Annotated in this window: 18 protein-coding genes; 2 read left to right on the forward strand and 16 right to left on the reverse strand. The window is 65.0% G+C overall.

Translation table 11 applies throughout. The annotated features are described in order from the left end of the window. Nucleotides 1-178: 178 nt before the first annotated feature. The 16 genes from AC3FOF_RS07485 to rpsB all read right to left on the reverse strand — a co-directional run bounded on the left by AC3FOF_RS07485 (nucleotide 179) and on the right by rpsB (nucleotide 16,483). Entirely contained in the window at nucleotides 179-961 is a 783-nt protein-coding gene (locus AC3FOF_RS07485) for a TrmH family RNA methyltransferase (protein WP_017223955.1), read from the reverse strand. Next, nucleotides 958-1,662, reverse strand: coding sequence for a ribonuclease HII (gene rnhB / locus AC3FOF_RS07490; RefSeq protein ID WP_488726202.1), 705 nt, complete (start codon nucleotides 1,660-1,662; stop codon nucleotides 958-960). The genes AC3FOF_RS07485 and rnhB overlap by 4 nt, the downstream gene beginning before the upstream one ends. Continuing rightward, on the reverse strand, nucleotides 1,662-2,843 hold the full coding sequence (lpxB, locus tag AC3FOF_RS07495; RefSeq protein WP_017223957.1) for a lipid-A-disaccharide synthase: 1,182 nt from the start codon (nucleotides 2,841-2,843) through the stop codon (nucleotides 1,662-1,664). Before lpxB ends, rnhB begins: the two co-directional genes overlap by 1 nt. A gap of 14 nt (nucleotides 2,844-2,857) precedes the next feature. After that, nucleotides 2,858-3,661 (reverse strand): acyl-ACP--UDP-N-acetylglucosamine O-acyltransferase, encoded by an 804-nt coding sequence (gene lpxA / locus AC3FOF_RS07500; RefSeq protein WP_017223958.1) that lies wholly within the window; start codon nucleotides 3,659-3,661, stop codon nucleotides 2,858-2,860. 203 nt (nucleotides 3,662-3,864) lie between these two features. After that, on the reverse strand, nucleotides 3,865-4,317 hold the full coding sequence (fabZ, locus tag AC3FOF_RS07505) for a 3-hydroxyacyl-ACP dehydratase FabZ (protein ID WP_017223959.1): 453 nt from the start codon (nucleotides 4,315-4,317) through the stop codon (nucleotides 3,865-3,867). Then, nucleotides 4,314-5,420 carry a UDP-3-O-(3-hydroxymyristoyl)glucosamine N-acyltransferase gene (lpxD, locus tag AC3FOF_RS07510; protein WP_017223960.1) on the reverse strand — a complete coding sequence of 369 codons (1,107 nt, stop codon included), beginning with the start codon at nucleotides 5,418-5,420 and terminating at the stop codon, nucleotides 4,314-4,316. Before lpxD ends, fabZ begins: the two co-directional genes overlap by 4 nt. 34 nt (nucleotides 5,421-5,454) lie before the next feature. Continuing rightward, on the reverse strand, nucleotides 5,455-5,982 hold the full coding sequence (locus tag AC3FOF_RS07515; protein WP_017223961.1) for an OmpH/Skp family outer membrane protein: 528 nt from the start codon (nucleotides 5,980-5,982) through the stop codon (nucleotides 5,455-5,457). A 38-nt stretch (nucleotides 5,983-6,020) separates the two neighbouring features. After that, a complete protein-coding gene (gene bamA, locus AC3FOF_RS07520; protein ID WP_488726203.1) occupies nucleotides 6,021-8,354 on the reverse strand; it encodes an outer membrane protein assembly factor BamA in 2,334 nt (777 codons plus the stop codon). Between the two features lie 105 nt (nucleotides 8,355-8,459). Further along, nucleotides 8,460-9,851: an RIP metalloprotease RseP gene (gene rseP, locus AC3FOF_RS07525; RefSeq protein ID WP_488726204.1), complete on the reverse strand. Its 1,392-nt coding sequence runs from the start codon at nucleotides 9,849-9,851 to the stop codon at nucleotides 8,460-8,462. A gap of 136 nt (nucleotides 9,852-9,987) precedes the next feature. Continuing rightward, complete coding sequence (gene ispC / locus AC3FOF_RS07530; protein WP_488726205.1) at nucleotides 9,988-11,166, reverse strand: 1-deoxy-D-xylulose-5-phosphate reductoisomerase; 1,179 nt, start codon at nucleotides 11,164-11,166, stop codon at nucleotides 9,988-9,990. 11 nt (nucleotides 11,167-11,177) lie between these two features. After that, nucleotides 11,178-11,999: a phosphatidate cytidylyltransferase gene (locus tag AC3FOF_RS07535; protein WP_276266942.1), complete on the reverse strand. Its 822-nt coding sequence runs from the start codon at nucleotides 11,997-11,999 to the stop codon at nucleotides 11,178-11,180. A 37-nt stretch (nucleotides 12,000-12,036) separates the two neighbouring features. Beyond that, a complete protein-coding gene (gene uppS, locus AC3FOF_RS07540) occupies nucleotides 12,037-12,810 on the reverse strand; it encodes an undecaprenyl pyrophosphate synthase (protein ID WP_488726299.1) in 774 nt (257 codons plus the stop codon). A 53-nt stretch (nucleotides 12,811-12,863) separates the two neighbouring features. Beyond that, nucleotides 12,864-13,424 (reverse strand): ribosome recycling factor, encoded by a 561-nt coding sequence (gene frr, locus AC3FOF_RS07545; protein WP_488726206.1) that lies wholly within the window; start codon nucleotides 13,422-13,424, stop codon nucleotides 12,864-12,866. Between the two features lie 175 nt (nucleotides 13,425-13,599). After that, complete coding sequence (gene pyrH, locus AC3FOF_RS07550) at nucleotides 13,600-14,310, reverse strand: UMP kinase (protein ID WP_035814253.1); 711 nt, start codon at nucleotides 14,308-14,310, stop codon at nucleotides 13,600-13,602. A 288-nt stretch (nucleotides 14,311-14,598) separates the two neighbouring features. Then, on the reverse strand, nucleotides 14,599-15,477 hold the full coding sequence (tsf, locus tag AC3FOF_RS07555; RefSeq protein ID WP_017228766.1) for a translation elongation factor Ts: 879 nt from the start codon (nucleotides 15,475-15,477) through the stop codon (nucleotides 14,599-14,601). A 262-nt stretch (nucleotides 15,478-15,739) separates the two neighbouring features. Then, the gene (rpsB, locus tag AC3FOF_RS07560; RefSeq protein ID WP_017228767.1) at nucleotides 15,740-16,483 is read right to left on the reverse strand and encodes a 30S ribosomal protein S2; all 744 of its coding nucleotides are present in this window, start codon (nucleotides 16,481-16,483) and stop codon (nucleotides 15,740-15,742) included. Nucleotides 16,484-16,890: 407 nt separating this feature from the next. Between rpsB and map the strand changes: the two genes are divergently transcribed. Both map and AC3FOF_RS07570 read left to right on the forward strand, forming a co-directional pair. Further along, the gene (gene map, locus AC3FOF_RS07565) at nucleotides 16,891-17,709 is read left to right on the forward strand and encodes a type I methionyl aminopeptidase (protein ID WP_017228768.1); all 819 of its coding nucleotides are present in this window, start codon (nucleotides 16,891-16,893) and stop codon (nucleotides 17,707-17,709) included. Between the two features lie 67 nt (nucleotides 17,710-17,776). Continuing rightward, entirely contained in the window at nucleotides 17,777-20,362 is a 2,586-nt protein-coding gene (locus tag AC3FOF_RS07570; protein ID WP_488726300.1) for a [protein-PII] uridylyltransferase, read from the forward strand.

A 20,362-nucleotide genomic window follows, 5' to 3' on the forward strand; every position in this document is an offset into this window, starting at 1 on the left:
TACCCGGGAACCTCTTCTAAGCCGTTGAATTTATTGGAGGCAATGTCAAGGCCTTGCCGCAGAGATAGTGCCCCGAAGGCACCTTGCTTTTCTGGGGTGCAAGTCGGCGCGGCCTGCGCTCTTGAGACTCTCCCGCAAGCGGGAGAGCTGGAAGCAAACCGCTTGCACGAGCTCAGCCTCAGCCCGGCCGCCGCTGCCGCACCGCCTCGAACAGGCAGATCGCAGTCGCCGCCGCCACATTCAGCGACTCCAGCCCGCCCGGCTGGGGAATGCCCACCGTGCGGCTGACCTTGGCCATCCACTCCGGGCTCACGCCCGCGCCTTCGTTGCCCACCACCCAGCCCACCGGGCCGCGCAGGTCAGTGTCGAACACCGCCGCCTGCGCATGGGAGGACGTGGCCAGCAGCGGCACCGCGAGCCGCGGCGCCAGCATGTCGAAGCTGCAGTGCTCGACGATATTCAGATGGAAATTGGCGCCCATGGCGGCGCGCAGGGTCTTGGTGGACCAGGCGAAGGCACTGCCGGTGACCAGGAACGCATGCGGAATGCCGGCCGCGGCGGCGCTGCGCAGGATCGAGCCGACGTTGCCGGCATCCTGCACACCGTCGAGGATGATGCAATCGGTATCGATATGCGACGGCAAGTGGCCGGAAGGCGTATCGATCACCAGCATCAGGTCGACGCCGTTGACCACGCCGGCAATCAGGTCGAACAAGGCATCCGCCAGCACCACCACGCGCTCTGGCGCGATCTGCTTCAGCAGTTGCATCACCTCGGCGTGATCGTAATGCCGCTCCGAGACCACGCACTGCACCGGCTGGCCCAGCGCATCCAGGTAAGCCTGGGCAAGATGCACGCCATCCAGCACCGACTGCCCCGCCTTGCGGCGCGCGTGCGTGGAGCCGGTCAGCGCCTTGAGGTGCTTGAACAGCGCGTTGTCGCGCGAAGTGACGTGCTTCACGATAGCAGCTCCGGGGATGCCGGGCGGGACGCGCCGGCGGCGGGTGCAATGCGACCCAGCGCGATGGCGTTGCGCACCGGCGCGAACGAACGCCGGTGGTGCGGCGTGGCGCCGAACTCGGTCAGCGCGGCCAGGTGCTGGGGCGTGCCATAGCCCGCGTGGGCATCGAAGCCGTATTGCGGGTACGCGGCATGCAACTCCAGCAGTTCGCGGTCGCGCGCCACCTTGGCCAGGATCGATGCCGCCGAGATGGCCTGCACCTTGGCGTCTCCCTTGACGATGGCCTCGACGGGAAAGCGGACCTGCGGACAACGGTTGCCGTCCACCTGCACCAGGTCGGGCGCGAGGCCGGCATCGGCCAGGCCATGCACCGCACGCTGCATGGCCAGCATGGTAGCGTGCAGGATGTTGATGGTATCGATTTCTTCCACCGAAGCCTGGGCGATATGCCAGCCCAGTGCCCGCTCGCGGATCTGGTCGAACAGCACCTCGCGCCGGCGTGCGGTCAGGATCTTCGAATCCGCCAGGCCTTCGATCGGCCGGGCCGGATCGAGCACCACCGCCGCGGCATAGACAGGCCCCGCCAGCGGGCCCCTGCCCGCCTCGTCCACGCCGCACAGGTAGCGAACCTGCGCGGTCGCGGCCGCCAGCTCGAAGCCGAGCTGGGGAGATTCGGCGTTCACGGTCGGACGGCGCGCCATTACACCCCCCTCCGTTCGCGAATCAGGCTGGCGACCACCTCGGAAGCCAGCTCGGCGGTATTGCGTTTGAGCGTCTCGTGCATCTGGGTGAAATGTTCGCGCAGGAAGGCGGTATTACCCTCGTCGTTCAATTGCAGCAGGGTCTCGCGCGCCAGCGCTTCGGGCGTGGCGTCGTCCTGCAGCAACTCAGGCACCACGAAGCGTTTGGAGAGAACGTTGGGCAGACCCACATAAGGCAGGTACCCCTGGCGCTTCATGATCTGCGCGGTCAGCCAGGGCACCTTGTAGGAAATCACCATCGGCTTCTTGTATAGCGCTGCCTCGAGCGTCGCGGTACCGCTGGCGAGCAGAATGACGTCCGCGGCTTCCATCGCCTGGTGCGACTGCCCGTCGATAACGGTCAGCGGCAATTGCGGATACTGCAGGTGCAGGTTCTCGACCACGGCACGCAGCGATGCACTGGCCGCAGGCAGCACGAAGACGAGATTGTTGTCCATCTCATGCATGCGCGCCATCGCACCGAAGAAAGTCGGCCCCAGGTTGCGCACTTCTGACTGGCGGCTGCCGGGCAGCACCGCGACCACGCGATGGCCTGCGGCCAGGCCGAGGCGCTCGCGGGCGCCTTGCGTATCCGGCACCATCGGGATGACATCGGCCAGCGGGTGCCCCACGTAAGTGGCGGCTATGCCGGCGCGGGCGTAGATCTCCGGCTCGAACGGGAACAGGCAGAGAATGTGATCGACCGCGCGCGCGATGGTACGAATGCGCCCGCCGCGCCAGGCCCAGATCGAAGGACTGACGAAGTGCACGACCGGTATCCCGGCGCGCCGCAGCGGCGTTTCGAGTCCGAAGTTGAAATCAGGCGCGTCCACGCCGATAAAGCAGAGCGGCGGCTCGGCCAGCAGCTTTTCCTTGATGGCGCGGCGTGTCGCCAGGATCTCGCGCAGCGAGCCCAGCACCTCCACATAGCCATTGACCGACAGGGTTTCCATCGGCCACTGCGACTCGAAACCCTGCGCAATCATGCGCGCCCCGCCGATGCCCGAATAGCGCACGGTGTCGCGCATGCGGGCCTTGAGCCCGCTCAGCAACAGCGAAGCGAGCAGATCGCCGGAATTCTCGCCGGCGACCATCGCGATGGTCCCGAGCTTGCCCCCGGCCGCTACGGCTGCATCGACCATGGCGTTGACCGGCTTCAGCGCACAATGCCGCGCTGCGTGGCGGCAATGAAGTCGAGAAAGCCCTGCAGCGGCACCTTGGCGCTGCCTTCGGCCTGCGCGATCAGCTGTGCGATCTCGTTGCGGGCGGTTTCGAAGCTCAGGTCGGACTTGTACAGCACCTTGTAGGCCTGGCGCAGCGCGGCAATCTGCGCGGCGTCGAAGCCGCGGCGGCGCATGCCTTCCACATTGATGCCGTGCGGCGTGGCCTTGTTGCCGCCCTTGTCGCCGGCGGCGATCACGAACGGCGGCACATCCTGCACCAGCGCCGAGGCGCCGCCAAGCATGGCATGGTCGCCGATGCGCACGAACTGGTGCACCCCGCTCATGCCGCCGAGGATGGCCCAGTCGCCTACCTGGACGTGCCCGGCGATCTGCGCGTTGCTGGAAAACACCGTGTGGTTCCCCACCCGGCAATCGTGGGCGATATGCACATAGGCCATGATCCAGTTATCGTTGCCGATGCTGGTCACGCCCTGATCCTGCACCGTGCCGGTGTGGATGGTGGTGAACTCGCGAATGGTGTTGCGGTCGCCGATCACCAGCCGGGTCGGCTCGTTGCGGTACTTCATGTCCTGCGGCGTGCCACCCACCGAAGCATAGGGCCCGATGCGGTTATCCGCGCCGATGGTGGTATGCCCCTCGATGGTGGTATGCGCGCCAACCTGGGTGCCGCTCCCAAGCCGCACATTCGGACCCACGATGGAAAACGGCCCGACGGTCACGTCGGCTGCAAGCTCGGCCTTCGGGTCGACGAGTGCGCTGGGATGGATCTGCGTCATGCGTCCTGTCCTATGGTCTGAGATGGAAAGATCGAACGGTCGAAACAACGACCGGCCACACTAAACTAGGCTTTGAAGCGTAGCGAGCGGCCACCAGGTGGCGCCGCCCGCAGCGCAGGAACCGGAACGTACATTGGTACGTGAGGATTCCGGGCAGCGGACGGTGCCGCCTGGCGGCCGCGCAGTAGCTTCAACGTCAAGTTTCAGGCGTCGGCTTGTTTGACGGTGCACATCAGCTCAGCTTCGCAAGCCACCTTGCCCTCGACGGTGGCAAATGCCTTGAACTTCCAGATGCCGCGGATATAGCGTTCCACCGATACGTTCATATGCAACTGGTCGCCCGGATACACCACCTGCTTGAAGCGGGCGCCATCAATGCCGACGAAGTAGTACAGCGCGTCTTCCTTGCGCTCCATCTCCGCGCCGAAGGTCAGCAGGCCGGCTGACTGCGCCAGCGCTTCCAGGATCATCACGCCGGGCATCACCGGGTGGCCCGGGAAATGCCCCTGGAAGAACGGTTCGTTCATGGTGACGTTCTTCAGCGTTTTGATGCGTTTTTGCGGCTCCAGTTCAAGCACGCGGTCTACCAGCAGCATTGGATAGCGATGCGGCAGCAGCTTGAGGATCTTGCGGATGTCGATATCGGCTGCGGTCATGATGATTTCTCTTCGGTATGCTGGATAGAGTTGCCGGCGCCCTGCCCTTGCAGGCGCTTCTCTAGCTGGATCACGCGTTCGCGCAGCTTGCTGAGCCCGCGCAGGGTGGCCGCGGTACGTTCCCACTCACCATGCGGCTGGACGGGGAACACGCTGGTGAAATGGCCGCCGGGCTTGGTAATGGATTTGGTAATCGAAGTGCCGCCGGACACCGTGGTCCGATCGGCGATATTCAGGTGGCCGGCGAAGTTGGCCGAACCGCCGATCACGCAGAAACGGCCAATCTTGGTACTGCCGGCAACCGCTGCGCAGCCCGCGATCACAGTATGCGCGCCGACACGTACGTTATGCGCAATCTGCACCTGGTTGTCGAGCTTGCAGCCGTCCTCGACGACGGTATCGGCCATGGCGCCGCGATCGATGGCCGTATTGGCCCCGACTTCGACGTCATTGCCAAGCACGGCGCGGCCAGTCTGCGGAATCTTGACGTATTCCACGCCAGCCGGGCCGATGTCGGGGGCAAAGCCAAAGCCGTCGGCCCCAAGCACCACGCCGCTGTGCAGTATGCATCGCATACCCACCACGCACTGGTGGTAGACCGAGACATTGGCATAGATCAGCGTATCGTCGCCGATCTGCGCCCCGGTGCCGACAAAACCGTTGGCGAGGATGCGCACCCGCTCACCGAGCCGCGCCCCGCTCTCGATCACCACATTGGGGCCGATAAAGCAGGATGCCGGCACCACCGCGTCGGGCGCCACGCTGGCACGCGGGTCGATGCCGGTACGGTGATCGGTATTGGCACGGCGCTCGAAGCCCTGTGCGATACGTGCAAAGCACACGTAGGGATTGCGCGCAACCAGCCAGTTGCGGCCATCGGCATGCCCCTCGGCGCGGATGCGTTCGAGGTCGGCCGCCGACACGATCACGGCGCCGGCGCCGGACGCCAGCGCCTGCGGCAGGTACAGCGGGTTGGAAAGAAACGAGAGCTGGTCGGGGCCGGCCTGGTCGAGCGGCGCGAGGCCGCGCACGGCAAGGTCGGGATCACCCACAACCTGCGCGCCGGTATCGGTGGCGAGCTGACCCAGTGTGGGTGTCTGCATGGCGGTACTTCCTTGGACTGCGAAAACTGGCAGCTTACTTGCTGCCGGCGTTCAGCGACTTCATCACGTCGTCGGTGATGTCGATGCGCGGGTTCACATAGACAGCTTCCTGCACGATCAGGTCGTACTTGCGCTGCTCGGCCAGCTGGCGGATCACGCGGTTGGCACGCTCGAGCACCTGGGCCAGTTCCTCGTTGCGGCGCTGGTTCAGGTCTTCCCGGAACTCGCGCTGCTTGCGCTGGAACTCGCGATCCAGATCGGCCACTTCGCGCTGACGGCGCTGACGGTCGGCGTCGGCCAGCACGGCGGTGTCCTTGTCGAGCTTGTCGGCCATGCCCTTGATCTTCTGGGCCATGTCCTGCAGTTCGCGGTCGCGCTTGGAGAACTCCTGCTCCAGCTTGACCTGCGCCGCCTTGGCCGGCTGCGAGTCACGCAGGATGCGCTCGGAGTTGACCGCGGCAATGCGGGCTTCCTGCGCCATGGCCGGCGCGGCGGCCAACAGTGCGCCCGCGCTCAGCGCGGCGACCGTCAGGCCTTTAATCAGTGGAAACGTTGTTTTCATGAATCCCTTCCTCAATCTTCTCTTCTCTATGCTCTATATCAGAACGCAGTACCGATCTGGAACTGGAAGCGCTGCGTCTTGTCGTCGGTCGCCTTCTTCAGCGGGAAGCCCACGCTGATCTTCAGCGGACCGATCGGCGAGAGCCAGGACATGCCCAGGCCGGTCGAATACTTGAGCTGGCTGAACAGGATCGGCGCGCCTTCCTCATACACATTACCAAAGTCGAAGAAGGTGAACAGGCGCAGGGTCCGGTCCACGCCCGAGCCCGGCAGCGGGAAGATGAATTCCACGTTGCCGATCAGCTTCGAGGCGCCGCCGACCGGGTTGCCGTTCTGGTCCTTCTTGCCCAGCGTGCTGGTCTGGTAGCCGCGAACCGAGCCGATACCACCTGCGTAGAAGTTCTTGAACACCGGGAACGGGGTGTTGCCATAGCCGTGACCGTAGGCCACTTCACCGTTGAAGGCCAGCGTAAAGGCCTTCGACACCGGGTAGAAGTATTGCTGCTGAACACTGGCGCGATAGTACTGCGTATCGCCGCCGGGCACGCCCACTTCCAGGTTGGCCTGCGTGTAGGGCCCCTTGGTCGGGACCAGCGCGCTGTCGCGGCGGTCGCGGGCCCAGCCGATCGTGAACGGGATGTTATTGATCGGGTCGCCACTCGCCTTGCCGATCTTGCTCAGCCACTGGCCGTACTGCTGCGGCGTGTTCACCGAGGTATAGACCTGGGTGCGCTCGTAGCCGATGCCGAAGAAGACGGTATCGGTTTCGGTGAACGGCACGCCAAACTTGACGTTACCGCCCTCGGAAACGATCTTGTAGTTCTGGTCGCCGGTGTAATACAGCGGCCGCGACGTACGATAGTAAATATCGGTCGAGCGGCTGATGCCGTCCACCGTGAAGTACGGATCGTATTGCGTCAGCGAGATGGTGCGGAAGGACTTCGCGGTGTTGACGTCCAGGCCCAGGCTGGTGCCCGAACCAAACACGTTGTCCTGGCGCAGGCCAGCCTGCAGCACCAGCTTGTCGGTGGACGAGAAGCCCAGGCCCAGGCTGATCTGCCCGGTCGGCTTTTCGGTCACGTTGACATTCACATCGACCTGGTCGGGTGCGCCGGGCACATCCTCGGTGGTGATGTTGGTGTCGGTGAAGTAACCGGTACGGTTGATACGCGCTTGCGATTGCGTCAGCTTTTCACTGTCGAACCACGAGCTTTCCATCTGGCGCATTTCGCGCCGCACGACTTCGTCGCGGGTCTTGCTGTTGCCCACCACGTTGACGCGGCGGACATACACGCGGCGGCCCGGGTCGACCATCAGGGTCAGCGCGACTTCGCGCTTTTCCTTGTCGATCTGCGGCTGCGGATTGATCGCCGTGAACGCGTAGCCATAGGTGCCCAGCAGGTCGGTGATGGCCTTGGTGCTCTGGGTCAGCTTCTCGGACGAGAAGACCTCGCCCTTCTGCAGCTTGAGCAGCTTTTCCATCTCGGCCTGCTTGCCGAGCAGCTCGCCGGCCAGGCGGATATCGGAGACCTTGTACTGATCGCCTTCCTTGATGTTCAGCGTCAGGTAGATATCCTTCTTGTCCGGCGTGATCGACACCTGGGTCGATTCGATGGCGAACTCGAGGTATCCGCGATTCAGGTAGAACGAGCGCAGCGCTTCCAGGTCGGCGGTGAGCTTCTGCTTGGAATACAGGTCGTTCTTGGTGTACCAGGACAGCCAGTTCGGCGTCGACAGCTGCATTTCATCGCGCAGCGTGCTTTCCTTGAACGTCTTGTTGCCGACGATATTGATCTGGCGGATCTTGGCCACCGGGCCTTCGTCGACATTGAACACCACCGACACGCGGTTGCGGTCGACCGGCGTGATCGTGGTCTGGACGTCGGCGGCATAGTAGCCACGCGCCACGTACTGGCGCTTGAGTTCCTGCTCTGCCTTGTCGATCAGCGCCTTGTCGTAGTACCGGGCTTCGGCCACGCCTACCGCGCGCAGCGAACGGCGCAGGGTGTCCTTGTCGAATTCCTTGATACCGACGAATTCGAGCTGGGAAATGGCAGGCCGCTCTTCGACCTGGACCACCAGCACGCCATCCTCGGAACGGATCTGGACATCCTTGAAGAAGCCGGTGTTATACAGGGCACGAATGGCGTCGGCCCCCTTGTCGTCGCTGAAGGTCTCGCCGACCTTGACCGGCAGGTAGCCGAACACCGTACCCGGTTCGACACGCTGCAGGCCTTCGACACGAATGTCCTTGACGACGAATGGCTCCGCGGCCCAACTCACTGGGGTCCAGGCCGCGATGATGGCACTCGCCAGCACGCCCAGCGAGATGCGCTTATGTCTGATCAATCTTGATCCCCTCTTTGATTCCATGCAGGATTGGGCTCCGATGCTTCACGGGGCTGCGCCTTGGCCCGGCATCCGGCGCGAGGTGTCGGTGACACCATCCCGCCGCAGCCGACAACATTTCTCTAGCGTCTAGCCGCGCGGAAGGAACAGCCGGCTGACGTCGTTGAACAAGGCGAGCGAAGTCAGGAGCAAGACGCAGGCGATGCCGACCTTCTGCAGCACAGCCTGCCAGTGGTCTGGTACGGGCCTGCCAGTCAAAAATTCAACGCAATAATACAGCAAATGCCCCCCATCCAATACCGGAATAGGTAACAAATTCAACACACCAAGGCTGACACTGACCAGCGCCAGGAAGCCGATGAAGGGCTGCCAGCCCAGGTGCGCGGCGCGCCCCGCGTAGTCCGCCACCGTCAGCGGACCGCTCAGGTTCTGCAGCGACGCCTGCCCCACCAGCATCTTGCCGAGCAGCTTGAGGGAGAGCGCGCTGGTGCTCCAGACCTGCCCGAGCGAGCGCGTCAGCGCCTCGACCGGCTGGTAGCGCACCGTCTCCATCTCGACCGCCTGGCTTAGCGCGGCACCCAGCTTGCCGGTGCCGGCTGCCGGCGCGCTGGCGCCCTCCGCGGCGGGCACGGCATCGAGCTTGACCGGCACATCCAGGCGCCGGCCGTCACGTTCGATGCCAAGCATGACCTCGGCGCCGGGCTGCGCCCTGACCGCCCGGATCAGCTCCCCGGCCTGCGTCAGCGGGCGCCCCTGCCAGCTCACCACGCGGTCCCCCGGGCGCAGGCCGGCATGCTGTGCCGCCGACTCCGGCAACACTTCGGTAATGGTGACCGGACCGCCCTTGAGGGCCAGCCCCAGCAGCGCAAGCGGATCCTGCTCGGGATTGCCGCCCGTGTTGGGCAGGTGCGGCAGCCGCACGTCGCGTTCGGCGCCATCGGTGCCGCGCACGCGCAATACCGCGCTGGCGTCGCCGAAACCCTGGGCAAAAATGGCCATGCGCAGATCGCTCCATGAGCGCACCGGCTCGGTTTCGCCATTGGCCTGGAGTTCGAGAACGCGATCGCCTTCGCGCAAGCCGGCCTGGGCCGCCACGGTGTCCGCGGCTGGCGCCGCCACGATCGGTGCCGCCTCGCGCATGCCACCGGCAAACAACACGAAATACAGCACCACCGCCAGCACGAAGTTGGCCACCGGGCCTGCGGCCACGATCACGAAACGCTTGCCCACCGGCTGCCGGTTGAAGGCGCGCGGCAAGTCCGCGGGATCGATCGGCGCGTCATGCGCCGGGTCGCTTTCGCGCTCGTCCAGCATCTTGACGTAGCCGCCGAGCGGAATCGCGGCAATGGTCCACTCGGTGCGGTCGCGCCCCTTGGATACCCAGCGCAGCAGCGGCCGGCCGAAGCCGATCGAAAAACGCAACACCTTGACCCCGCACAGGCGCGCGGCCAGATAGTGACCCATCTCATGGAAATAGATCAGGATGCACAGGGCAGCGACGAAAGCGATTACGGTTTGCATGGCTGGAGCTTGTCGTCAGGGGCTTGTCGCCCGATGGCACAAAGGACACGCCGGGTATCGGATCCCGGCAACCGGCGGCCCGGCAGATGCCGGCACGCCGCTATTGTCGCCGATCCCGGCCGCGCCCCCGCCGGCTTCAGCACGAAGCCGCGCTATCCAGCAAGGCGCCGGCACGGCGGCGCGCGTCCCGGTCGGCGGCCAGCACGCCGTCCAGCGTATCGGCGCTGCCTTCCGAGGCCTGCTCCAGCACGCCCGCCACGATGCGCGCGATGTCGGTAAAACGGACCCGGCCTTGCAGGAACGCGTCGACCGCGACCTCGTTGGCGGCGTTCAGGATAGCCGGAGCCACCCCGCCCGCCCGCAAGGCATCGAAGGCAAGGCCCAGGCAGGGAAAGCGTTCCAGGTCCGGCGTCTCGAAGGTAAGCGCGCCGGCGCGCGCCAGGTCCAGCGGCGAGACACCGGCATGGGTACGCTCGGGATACGCCAGCCCGTAGGCAATCGGCGTGCGCATATCGGGATTGCCGAGTTGGGCCAGCACAGAACCGTCGGCATACGCCACCATCGAATGCACGATGCTCTGCGGATGGATCAGCACCTCGATGCGGTCTGCCGGCGCGGCGAACAGCCAGTGCGCCTCGATCACCTCCAGCCCCTTGTTCATCATGGTGGCGGAGTCGACCGAAATCTTCCGGCCCATCACCCAGTTGGGGTGGGCGCAGGCCTCATCGGGCGAAATATCGTGCAGGGTGGCCGGGTCGCGGGTCCTGAACGGGCCGCCGGAGGCCGTCAGCACGATCTTGGCCACGCCGGCGCGGTAACGCGGATCCTCGGGCGGCAGGCACTGGAAGATGGCATTGTGCTCGCTGTCGATCGGCAGCAGCGTGGCGCCGTGCTCGCGCACGGCATCCATGAAGATGCGGCCCGACATCACCAGCGCTTCCTTGTTGGCCAGCAGCACGCGCTTGCCCGCGCGCGCCGCGGCGAGCGTGGGCCGCAGCCCGGCGGCGCCGACGATCGCGGCCATCACCGAATCGGCAGCGGGATCGACCGCCACCGCTTCCAGTGCGGCCTCCCCGTAGCCGATCTCGGTCTTGACGCCAGCGGCCTTCAGCAAGGCTTCCAGCTCGCCCGCCGCCTCGGCGGTGCCTACCACGGCATGGGCCGGCCGGAACTCGCGGCACAGCGCCGCCAGCTTGTCGACCTGCCGGTGCGCCGTCAGCGCATGGACGGCGTAGCGCCCGGGGTGGCGCTTGACCACATCGAGCGTACTTTCCCCAATCGAGCCGGTGGCACCCAGGACGGTAATACGACGCATATCAGATCAACTCAAAGATAGATGGCCAGCAAGGCAGCCAGCGGAAATACCGGCAGCAACGCATCGATACGATCGAGTACGCCGCCATGGCCGGGCAACAGCCGGCTGCTGTCCTTCATGCCGACCTGCCGCTTGAGCAGCGACTCGAACAGGTCGCCCACCACGCTGGCGATCACCAGCGCGGTGGCCAGCACCGCCACGACCGCCAGGCCATTGTGGTCGCCCATGCGGGAGAACCAGGTCGGGGAAAAGGCACGGCTGGCGGCCAGCCCGAGGGCGATCAGCAGGACCAGCAGCCAGCCGCCGATGGCACCTTCCCAGGACTTGCCCGGGCTGATGGCGGGGGCAAGCTTGCGCCGCCCGATGGCCTTGCCGACGAAGTAGGCGCCGATATCGGCCGCCCAGACCAGCACCGCCACCGACAACAGTACACCAATGCCCAGTTCGCGCAGGATCAGGGTGGCGTGACCGAAGGCCGGCAGCATGAACAAGCCGAGAATGGCGCCCAGCAGCGTGAACGCCGGCGTGGCGCGGCGCACGCCCCGCGCCAGCAGCACCAGCGCGACGCCCCAGCAGGCCGCGCCGACCTGCATCAGCAACGTCAGCGCGTGCTGCTGCGGTACCGCATGCCAGGCGATCAGGGCGGCCAGGCAGGCCAGCGCATAGACATATGGCCAGGGCCCGCGCAGCCCGATCAACCGGCCGAACTCCCAGCCGGCCAGGACGACGATGACCGCTACCAGTCCCGCCAGCGCCGACGGCGGCGCCAGGAACAGGATCGGCAGGATCAGCAGCAACAGGCATACGGCGGTAATGACACGGGTAAGAAGCATGCGCTGCGGGGATCCCGGTGAGAAGTGGAAGACGGCTTCAGGCAGTGCCGGAGAGCCCGGACGGCGCCACCACCTGCGCGCTGGTACGGCCAAAACGGCGCTCGCGCTGCCGATAGGAAGCAAACGCCTTGTCGAGTTCGGCGGCGTTGAAATCCGGCCAGAACACCTCGGTGAAATAAAGCTCGGAGTACGCGAGCTGCCACAGCAGGAAATTGCTGATGCGCTGCTCGCCGCCGGTACGGATGAACAGGTCCGGCTCGGGCGCATAGGCCATGGCCAGGTGCGGGGCGAGCACGGATTCGTCGACCGCTTCGGGGTCGAGCATGGGCGAGCGCGCCAGCATCTTGCGCATGGCCTGCAGCAGGTCCCAGCGGCCGCCGTAGTTGGCTGCGATGGTCACGGTCAGGCCAGTATTGCCGGCGGTGCGGGCCTCGGCATCGGTGATCAGCTGCTGGATGCGCGGACTGAAGCGCGCCAGGTCGCCAACCACCCTGACCCGGATGTTGTTGGCATGCATCTTGACCACCTCGCGGCGCAAGGCGGTCATGAACAGCCGCATCAGGAAGGAAACCTCATCGGCCGGGCGGCGCCAGTTCTCGGAACTGAAGGCGAACAGGGTCAGGTACTGGACACCCCGCGCCGCGCAGGCCTCCACCACCGCCCGGACTGCGTCCAGGCCACGGCTGTGGCCGGCAACGCGCGGCAGGTGCCGCTGGGTCGCCCAGCGGCCGTTGCCATCCATGATGATGGCAACGTGACGGGGCACGTAGGTGGATTCGGGTACGCCGAGCGTGGAACTGATGTGATGCATGATGGGAAACGGTACCGGACACTGCGGCGACTGGCAAGCCGCCGCTCTTTGCGTCACACCGTCATGATCTCCTTGTCCTTCTCAGCAACCATCCTGTCGATCTCGGCAACGAACTTGTCGGTCAGCTTCTGGACGTCGTCCTGGCCGCGGCGCTCGTCATCCTCGGAAATCGCCTTGTCCTTGACCAGCTTCTTGAACTGTTCGTTGGCATCGCGGCGCAGGTTGCGCACGGCGATCTTGGCGCCTTCGGCCTCGCCCTTGACAACCTTTGCCAGCTCCTTGCGGCGCTCCTCGGTCAGCATCGGCATCGGCACGCGGATGATTTCGCCCATGGTCGACGGATTCAGGCCCAGATCCGCATCGCGGATGGCCTTTTCGACCGCGCTGACCATCTTCTTTTCCCACGGCTGCACAGTAATGGTGCGCGCATCGGCCAGGCCGATGTTGGCCACCTGGCTGACCGGTACCGGCGAGCCGTAGTAATCTACCTGGACATGATCGAGCAGACCCGTATGGGCGCGACCAGTGCGAATCTTGGCCAGATCGGCCTTGAACGCTTCAATGGTCTTTTGCATCTTCTGCTCGACGCTCTTCTTGGTGTCGGCGACGCTCATCTTTACCTCCGGAAAACGGGTAATCATGATCCCGGACGCCGGGATCGAAAATGAATCATTCTACTCTTTGCCGGCCCGCCTGCCACCCTTGCGGGCCGCGTCCCGGCTCCTGGCTCCCGCCCTGGCGAGCCTCGGACCCGCCAGGGCGAACCGGCGCGCGCGCCGGCCTGGCCAGTTACACGTGCACCAGCGTACCTTCGTCCTCGCCCAGGATCACGCGCTTCAGCGCGCTCGGCTTGACGATCGAGAACACCTTGATCGGCAGCTTCTGGTCGCGGCACAGGGCAAACGCGGTGGCATCCATCACCTGCAGGTTGCGCGAGATGGCCTCATCGAAGGAGATGGTGGTGTAACGCGTCGCGCTCGGATCCTTCTTGGGATCGGCGGTATAGACGCCGTCGACCTTGGTCGCCTTGAGCACGATCTCCGCGCCGATTTCCGCGCCGCGCAGGGCGGCTGCGGTGTCGGTGGTGAAGAAAGGATTGCCGGTGCCGGCGGCGAAGATCACCACCTTGCCCTCCTCCAGCTGGCGAATGGCGCGCGGGCGGATGTACGGCTCGACCACCTGGTCCATGCGCAGGGCGGACTGCACCCGGCCTTCGATATTGGCGTGGCGCATCGCATCCTGCAGCGCCAGCGCGTTCATCATGGTGGCCAGCATGCCCATGTAGTCAGCCGTGGCGCGGTCCATGCCCGCTGCCCCGCCGGCCACGCCGCGGAAAATGTTGCCGCCACCGATCACCACCGCGACCTGGACGCCGAGCTTCACGATCTCGGCAATGTCGTTGACCATGCCCTCGATGGTGGAGCGGTTGATGCCGAAGGCATCATCGCCCATCAGGGCTTCACCGGACAATTTCAGTAGGACGCGCTTATAAGCTGGCATATTGATCCCCGGGGCTGATTCGAGTTGCTCGTTGGAGCCGGTATTTGGATGCAAGCGGCACGGATCGGCGTGCCGCCGCTGGAAAAGCCGGTTTTCGCTGTGGCCTGTCCCGCACGATGAGGCGCACGGCAGGTCGGACGACTGCGGAAACGGGCTATGATGACCGTGCGGCGCGGGTAAGCGCGGCGCGGTCATTCATTTGTGCCGAGGGGCACCTCCCGGTGCCCCTCGGCATTATACGGCGGCCGGTGTGGCACCCTGCCGGGTGCCCCCTGGTCCGCCCGGACTTCAGGCCTTCTGGGCGGCTGCCACCTGGGCGGCCACTTCGGCGGCGAAGTCGTCCTGCTTCTTCTCGATGCCTTCGCCGACCACGTACAGGGTGAAACCCTTGACCGTGGTGTTGACGGCCTTGAGCATCTGCTCGACGGTCTGCTTGTCGTTCTTCACGAAGCTCTGGTTGAACAGCGATACTTCCTTCAGGTACTTCTGCACCGAACCGTCCACCATCTTGGCGACGATTTCGGCCGGCTTGCCCGATTCGGCAGCCTTTTGCTCGGCGATGCTGCGCTCCTTGGCGATCAGCTCGGCGGGCACGTCGGCAGCCGACAGCGACACCGGCTTCATCGCGGCAACGTGCATGGCCACGTCCTTGGCGGCGGTTTCGTCGCCGTCGAACTCGACCATCACGCCGATGCGGGTGCCGTGCAGGTAGGCAGCCAGCTTGCCGCCGTTCGCGTAGCGCACGAAGCGGCGGATCGCCAGGTTCTCGCCGATCTTGCCGATCAGGGCGGTACGGGTGGCTTCGACGGACACGCCGTCGATTTCCAGCGCCGACAGAGCGGCCACGTCGGCCGGGTTCTGCTTGGCGACCAGTTCGGCGACCTTGGCCGAGAACGCCAGGAAGTCGTCGTTCTTCGACACGAAGTCGGTTTCACAGTTCAGTTCCACCAGCGCGCCGGTGGTGCCGTCGATGTAGGACACCACCACGCCTTCAGCCGTCACGCGCGAAGCGGCCTTGCTGGCCTTGTTGCCCAGCTTGACGCGCAGCAGCTCTTCAGCCTTTTCCAGGTCGCCATCGGCCTCGGTCAGGGCTTTCTTGCACTCCATCATCGGCGCGTCGGTCTTCGCGCGCAGTTCTGCCACCATGCTTGCGGTAATTGCCGCCATTTGTCACTCCTTGAATGGTTCGCACCGGCCTGCCCGCGTGGGTGTGGCGGGCCTGGGGCCGGAGGTATGCTCAACTTCACCCGCGACAGATCATGCCTGCGGCGGATGACAACAATTCAAAAAAAGGGGGCGTAAGATTCGCCCCCTTGTTTGCCGGAACGCCCCGGCTGCGCGCAGTGCCCCGGCCCTGGGGGCCGGTTGGCTAGCGGAAATTTGTCAGCTTGCGATGCGCGCGGTGCGGGGTCCTTTCGGCAACAAGCCTTTAGGCTTCTTCGACTTCGACGAAATCGTCGCCGCCGCGAGCGGCTTCAACCACGTCCTGCACGGCGTTTGCACGGCCTTCCAGGATCGCGTCGGCCACGCCGCGCACGTACAGGGCAACCGCCTTGCTCGAGTCGTCGTTGCCGGGGATCACGTAATCGATGCCTTCCGGCGAGTGGTTGGTATCGACCACGCCGATCACGGGCACGCCCAGCTTGTTGGCTTCGGTCACGGCAATCTTGTGGTAGCCGACGTCGACCACGAAGATGGCGTCAGGCACGCCGCCCATGTCCTTGATGCCGCCGATGGACTTTTGCAGCTTGTCCATTTCGCGCTCGAACATCAGGGCTTCCTTCTTGCTCATGGTTTCCAGCGCGCCGGCTTCCTTGGCGGCTTCCATGTCCTTCAGGCGCTTGATCGAGATCTTCACGGTCTTGAAGTTGGTCAGCATGCCGCCGAGCCAGCGGGCGTCGACGTAAGGCATGCCGGCACGGCCTGCTTCTTCAGCCAGGATCTCGCGCGATTGGCGCTTGGTGCCCACGAACAGCACGGTGCCGCGGTTTGCTGCCAGTTGACGCACGTACTTCAGCGCGTCCTGGAACATCGGCAACGTCTTTTCGAGGTTGATAATATGGATCTTGTTGCGATGGCCGAAGATGAACGGAGCCATCTTGGGGTTCCAGAAGCGGGTTTGGTGACCGAAGTGGCAACCGGCTTCCAGCATTTCGCGCATGGTAACGGACATGGAATTCTCCAAAAGGGTTAGGTCTGAAGTCCGCCCCGACATTCCTTAAAAGGAACACCCCGGATGGACGGACTCGCGATTTCAAGAATGCGGCCAAACGCACAAGCGCTTGTCCGGTAAAAACCTGACCCGCCCGGCGCCGACAAGGCAGCCAAGAGAAGGCCAGCCCACGATTGTAGCAACAAAACACGCATCCGCTCAAGAGGCTGACTATCATGGGAAGGACAGGCGCCATCATGCCCGTGCCGGCGGAGGCGGCGCACACCGCACCACATGACCTTGACACCCGCATGGACGCGACGCAACCCGGTTTTGACTGCGGCTGAGGCCCGATGGTGCGATAATCCCGCTTTCAGATTCGAATAGAGGCGCAGCCAGTGGCTTCGCCGCCACTTTTTGCGAGCAGCATGAGCATCCATATCAAGAACGCCGACGACATCGCCCAAATGCGGGTAGCTTGCCGGCTGGCCTCCCAGGTTCTCGACTACATCACGCCCTTCGTCAAGCCGGGCATCACTACCGGCGAGCTCGACCGCCTGTGCCACGCCTATATGCGTGACGTGCAAGGCACGGTGCCGGCACCGCTGAATTACGCGCCCCCGGGCTACCCGCCCTTCCCCGGCGCGATCTGCACCTCGGTCAACGATGTGATCTGCCACGGCATCCCGGGCGAGCGCGTGCTCAAGTCCGGCGACGCAGTCAATCTCGACATCACCGTGATCACCAAGGAAGGTTATTACGGCGACACCAGCCGCATGTTCATCGTCGGCGAGGGTTCGATCCTGGCCAAGCGCCTGGCGCAGATCACCTTCGAATGCATGTGGAAGGGCATCGCCCAGGTGCGCCCAGGTGCCCGCCTCGGCGATATCGGCCACGTGATCCAGGTGCACGCGGAAGCCGCCGGCTACAGCGTGGTGCGCGAGTACTGCGGCCATGGCATCGGCAAGAACTTCCACGAAGATCCGCAGATCCTGCATTACGGCCGCCCCGGCACCGGCACGGAGATCCAGGCCGGCATGATCTTCACGATCGAGCCGATGATCAACGCCGGCAAGCGCGACATCCGCACCATGCCCGACCACTGGACGGTCAAGACGCGCGACCGCAGCCTGTCGGCGCAATGGGAGCACACCATCCTGGTCACCGAGACCGGCTACGACGTCCTCACCGTCTCGGAGGGCACGCAGGCGCCCCCGTCCTTCATCACCGATTCTGTCGCAGCCTGACGCTACGGGCGCCATAGTTGGCGCCCTTCTTATTTCAGCCGTCCCATCGATGTCCCACGCCCAAGCCATGGACGCCACGCCGGAAATCATCCTCGCCACCCGAGTACGTGACCAGCTGAAAGCGGACAAGCAATCCCTGTTCGCAGAGTTCAGCGCCCACGGCCATGTCGGCCACCTGCTTACGCGCCTGCGGCGCGCGGTGGATGCCGCGCTGGTCGACGCATGGCGCGGCCTGGGCCTGCCGGCGGCGTGCGCACTGGTGGCCGTGGGCGGCTACGGACGCGGGGAACTGTTCCCGTTTTCCGATGTGGACGTGCTGCTCCTGCTGCCGACGGAGCCCGACCAGGACACCACCGGGCGGCTGGAGAAGTTCATCGGCCTGTGCTGGGACCTTGGGCTTGAAATCGGCTCCGCAGTGCGCACGGTCGACGACTGCATCCGCGAATCGCGCCAGGACGTCACCATCCAGACCTCCCTGCTCGAAGCGCGCCTGCTGACCGGCAACCGCAAGCTGTTTGCCGAACTGCAGACCCGCTACCAGGCCGACCTGGACCCGCGCGCCTTCTTCCAGGCCAAGCTTCTGGAGATGCGCCAGCGCCACGCCAAGTACCAGGACACGCCCTACTCGCTCGAACCGAACAGCAAGGAAAGCCCTGGCGGCCTGCGCGACCTGCAGGTGATCCTGTGGATGACCAAGGCGGCAGGCCTGGGGGACAGCTGGAAGGAACTGTTCGAACGCGGCCTGCTGAGCGAGCGTGAAGCGCAGGAGCTGGCGCGCAACGAGCGCCTGCTCAAGACCATCCGCGCACGCCTGCATCTGGTGGCCGGACGCCGCCAGGACGTGCTGGTGTTCGACCTGCAAACCGCGCTGGCCGAAGCCTTCGGCTATCGCCAGAACAACAACAAGCGCGCCAGCGAGCAGCTGATGCGCCGCTACTACTGGGCGGCCAAGGCGGTCACGCAGCTCAATATCGTGCTGCTGCTCAATATCGAGGCCATGCTGTTCCCCAGCGAATCCAAGGTGACGCGCGTCATCAACGAGCGCTTCGTGGAACGCCAGGGCATGCTCGAGATCACCAGCGACGATCTCTACGAACGCGAGCCGCACGCCATCCTGGAAACCTTCCTGGTGTACGAGCGCACCCCCGGCGTCAAGGGCCTGTCGCCACGCACGCTGCGCGGCCTGTACAACGCCCGCACGATGATGGACGCCCGCTGGCGCAGCGACCCGGAGAACCGCCGCCTGTTCCTCGCCATCGTGCAGGAGCCGCAAGGCATCACGCACGCGCTGCGGCTGATGAACCAGACCAGCGTGCTGGGCCGCTACCTGATCAATTTCCGCCGCATCGTCGGGCAGATGCAGCACGACCTGTTCCACGTCTACACGGTGGACCAGCATATCCTGATGGTGGTGCGCAATATGCGCCGCTTCGCCATCGTCGAGCACACCCACGAGTTCCCCTTCTGCAGCCAGCTGATGGCCACCTTCGACCGCCCCTGGGTGCTGTGGGTGGCGGCGCTGTTCCATGACATCGCCAAGGGCCGCGGCGGCGACCACTCCAAGCTCGGCACCGCCGATGCGCGCCGCTTCTGCAAGCAGCACGGCATTGCCCGCGAGGATACCGACCTGATCGCCTGGCTGGTCGAGCACCACCTGACCATGAGCCATGTGGCGCAGAAGCAGGACCTGACCGATGCGGATGTGGTCCATGCCTTTGCCCGCGTGGTCGGCAGCGAGCGCTACCTGACCGCGCTCTACCTGCTGACCGTGGCCGACATCCGCGGCACCAGCCCCAAGGTCTGGAACGCCTGGAAGGGCAAGCTGCTGGAGGACCTCTACCGCATCACGCTGCGCGTGCTGGGCGGCGCCCGCGTTGATCCGCATTCGCTGTGGGCGCAGCGCAAGGACGACACCATCGCCCAGCTGCGGCTCAAGGCATTCGACCCGGAACTGGGCAAGCCGCTGTGGGCCCAGCTCGACGTCGCCTTCTTCCTGCGCCACGATGCGCGCGATATCGCCTGGCTGACGCGCCATCTGTACAACAGGGTGGACAGTCCCACGCCGGTGGTCAAGGCGCGCCTGTCGCCCGCCGGCGAAGGCCTGCAGGTGGCGGTCTACGTCAAGGACCAGTCCGACGTGTTCGCCCGCATCTGCGGCTATTTCGAACGCAAGAGCTTCTCCATCCAGGAAGCCAAGATCCACACCACCCGGCACGGTTACGCGCTCGATACCTTCCAGGTCACCGACCCGAGGATCGGCAGCGATGCCAGCGGCAACTACCGCGACATCATTGCGCTGGTCGAGCACGAACTGGCGGAGCGCCTGCAGCAGCAGGCCGCGCTGCCGGAACCCGCCCAGGGCCGGCTGTCGCGCCAGTCGCGCAGCTTCCCCATCAAACCGCGGGTCGACCTGCGCGCCGACGAGCGCGGGCAGTACTACCTGCTGTCGCTCTCGGCCAACGACCGCACCGGCCTGCTGTACGCGATTTCCCGCGTACTGGCCAAACATCGCATCTCGGTGCATACCGCCCGCATCAATACGCTCGGCGAACGGGTGGAAGACGTTTTCCTGGTCGATGGCAGCCGCCTCGCCTCGGATAACAAACTGCAGTTACAGCTTGAACAGGACCTGCTGGCGGCGCTGGCCATCTGA

The organism is Cupriavidus sp. 96C5-1, assembly GCF_057798855.1.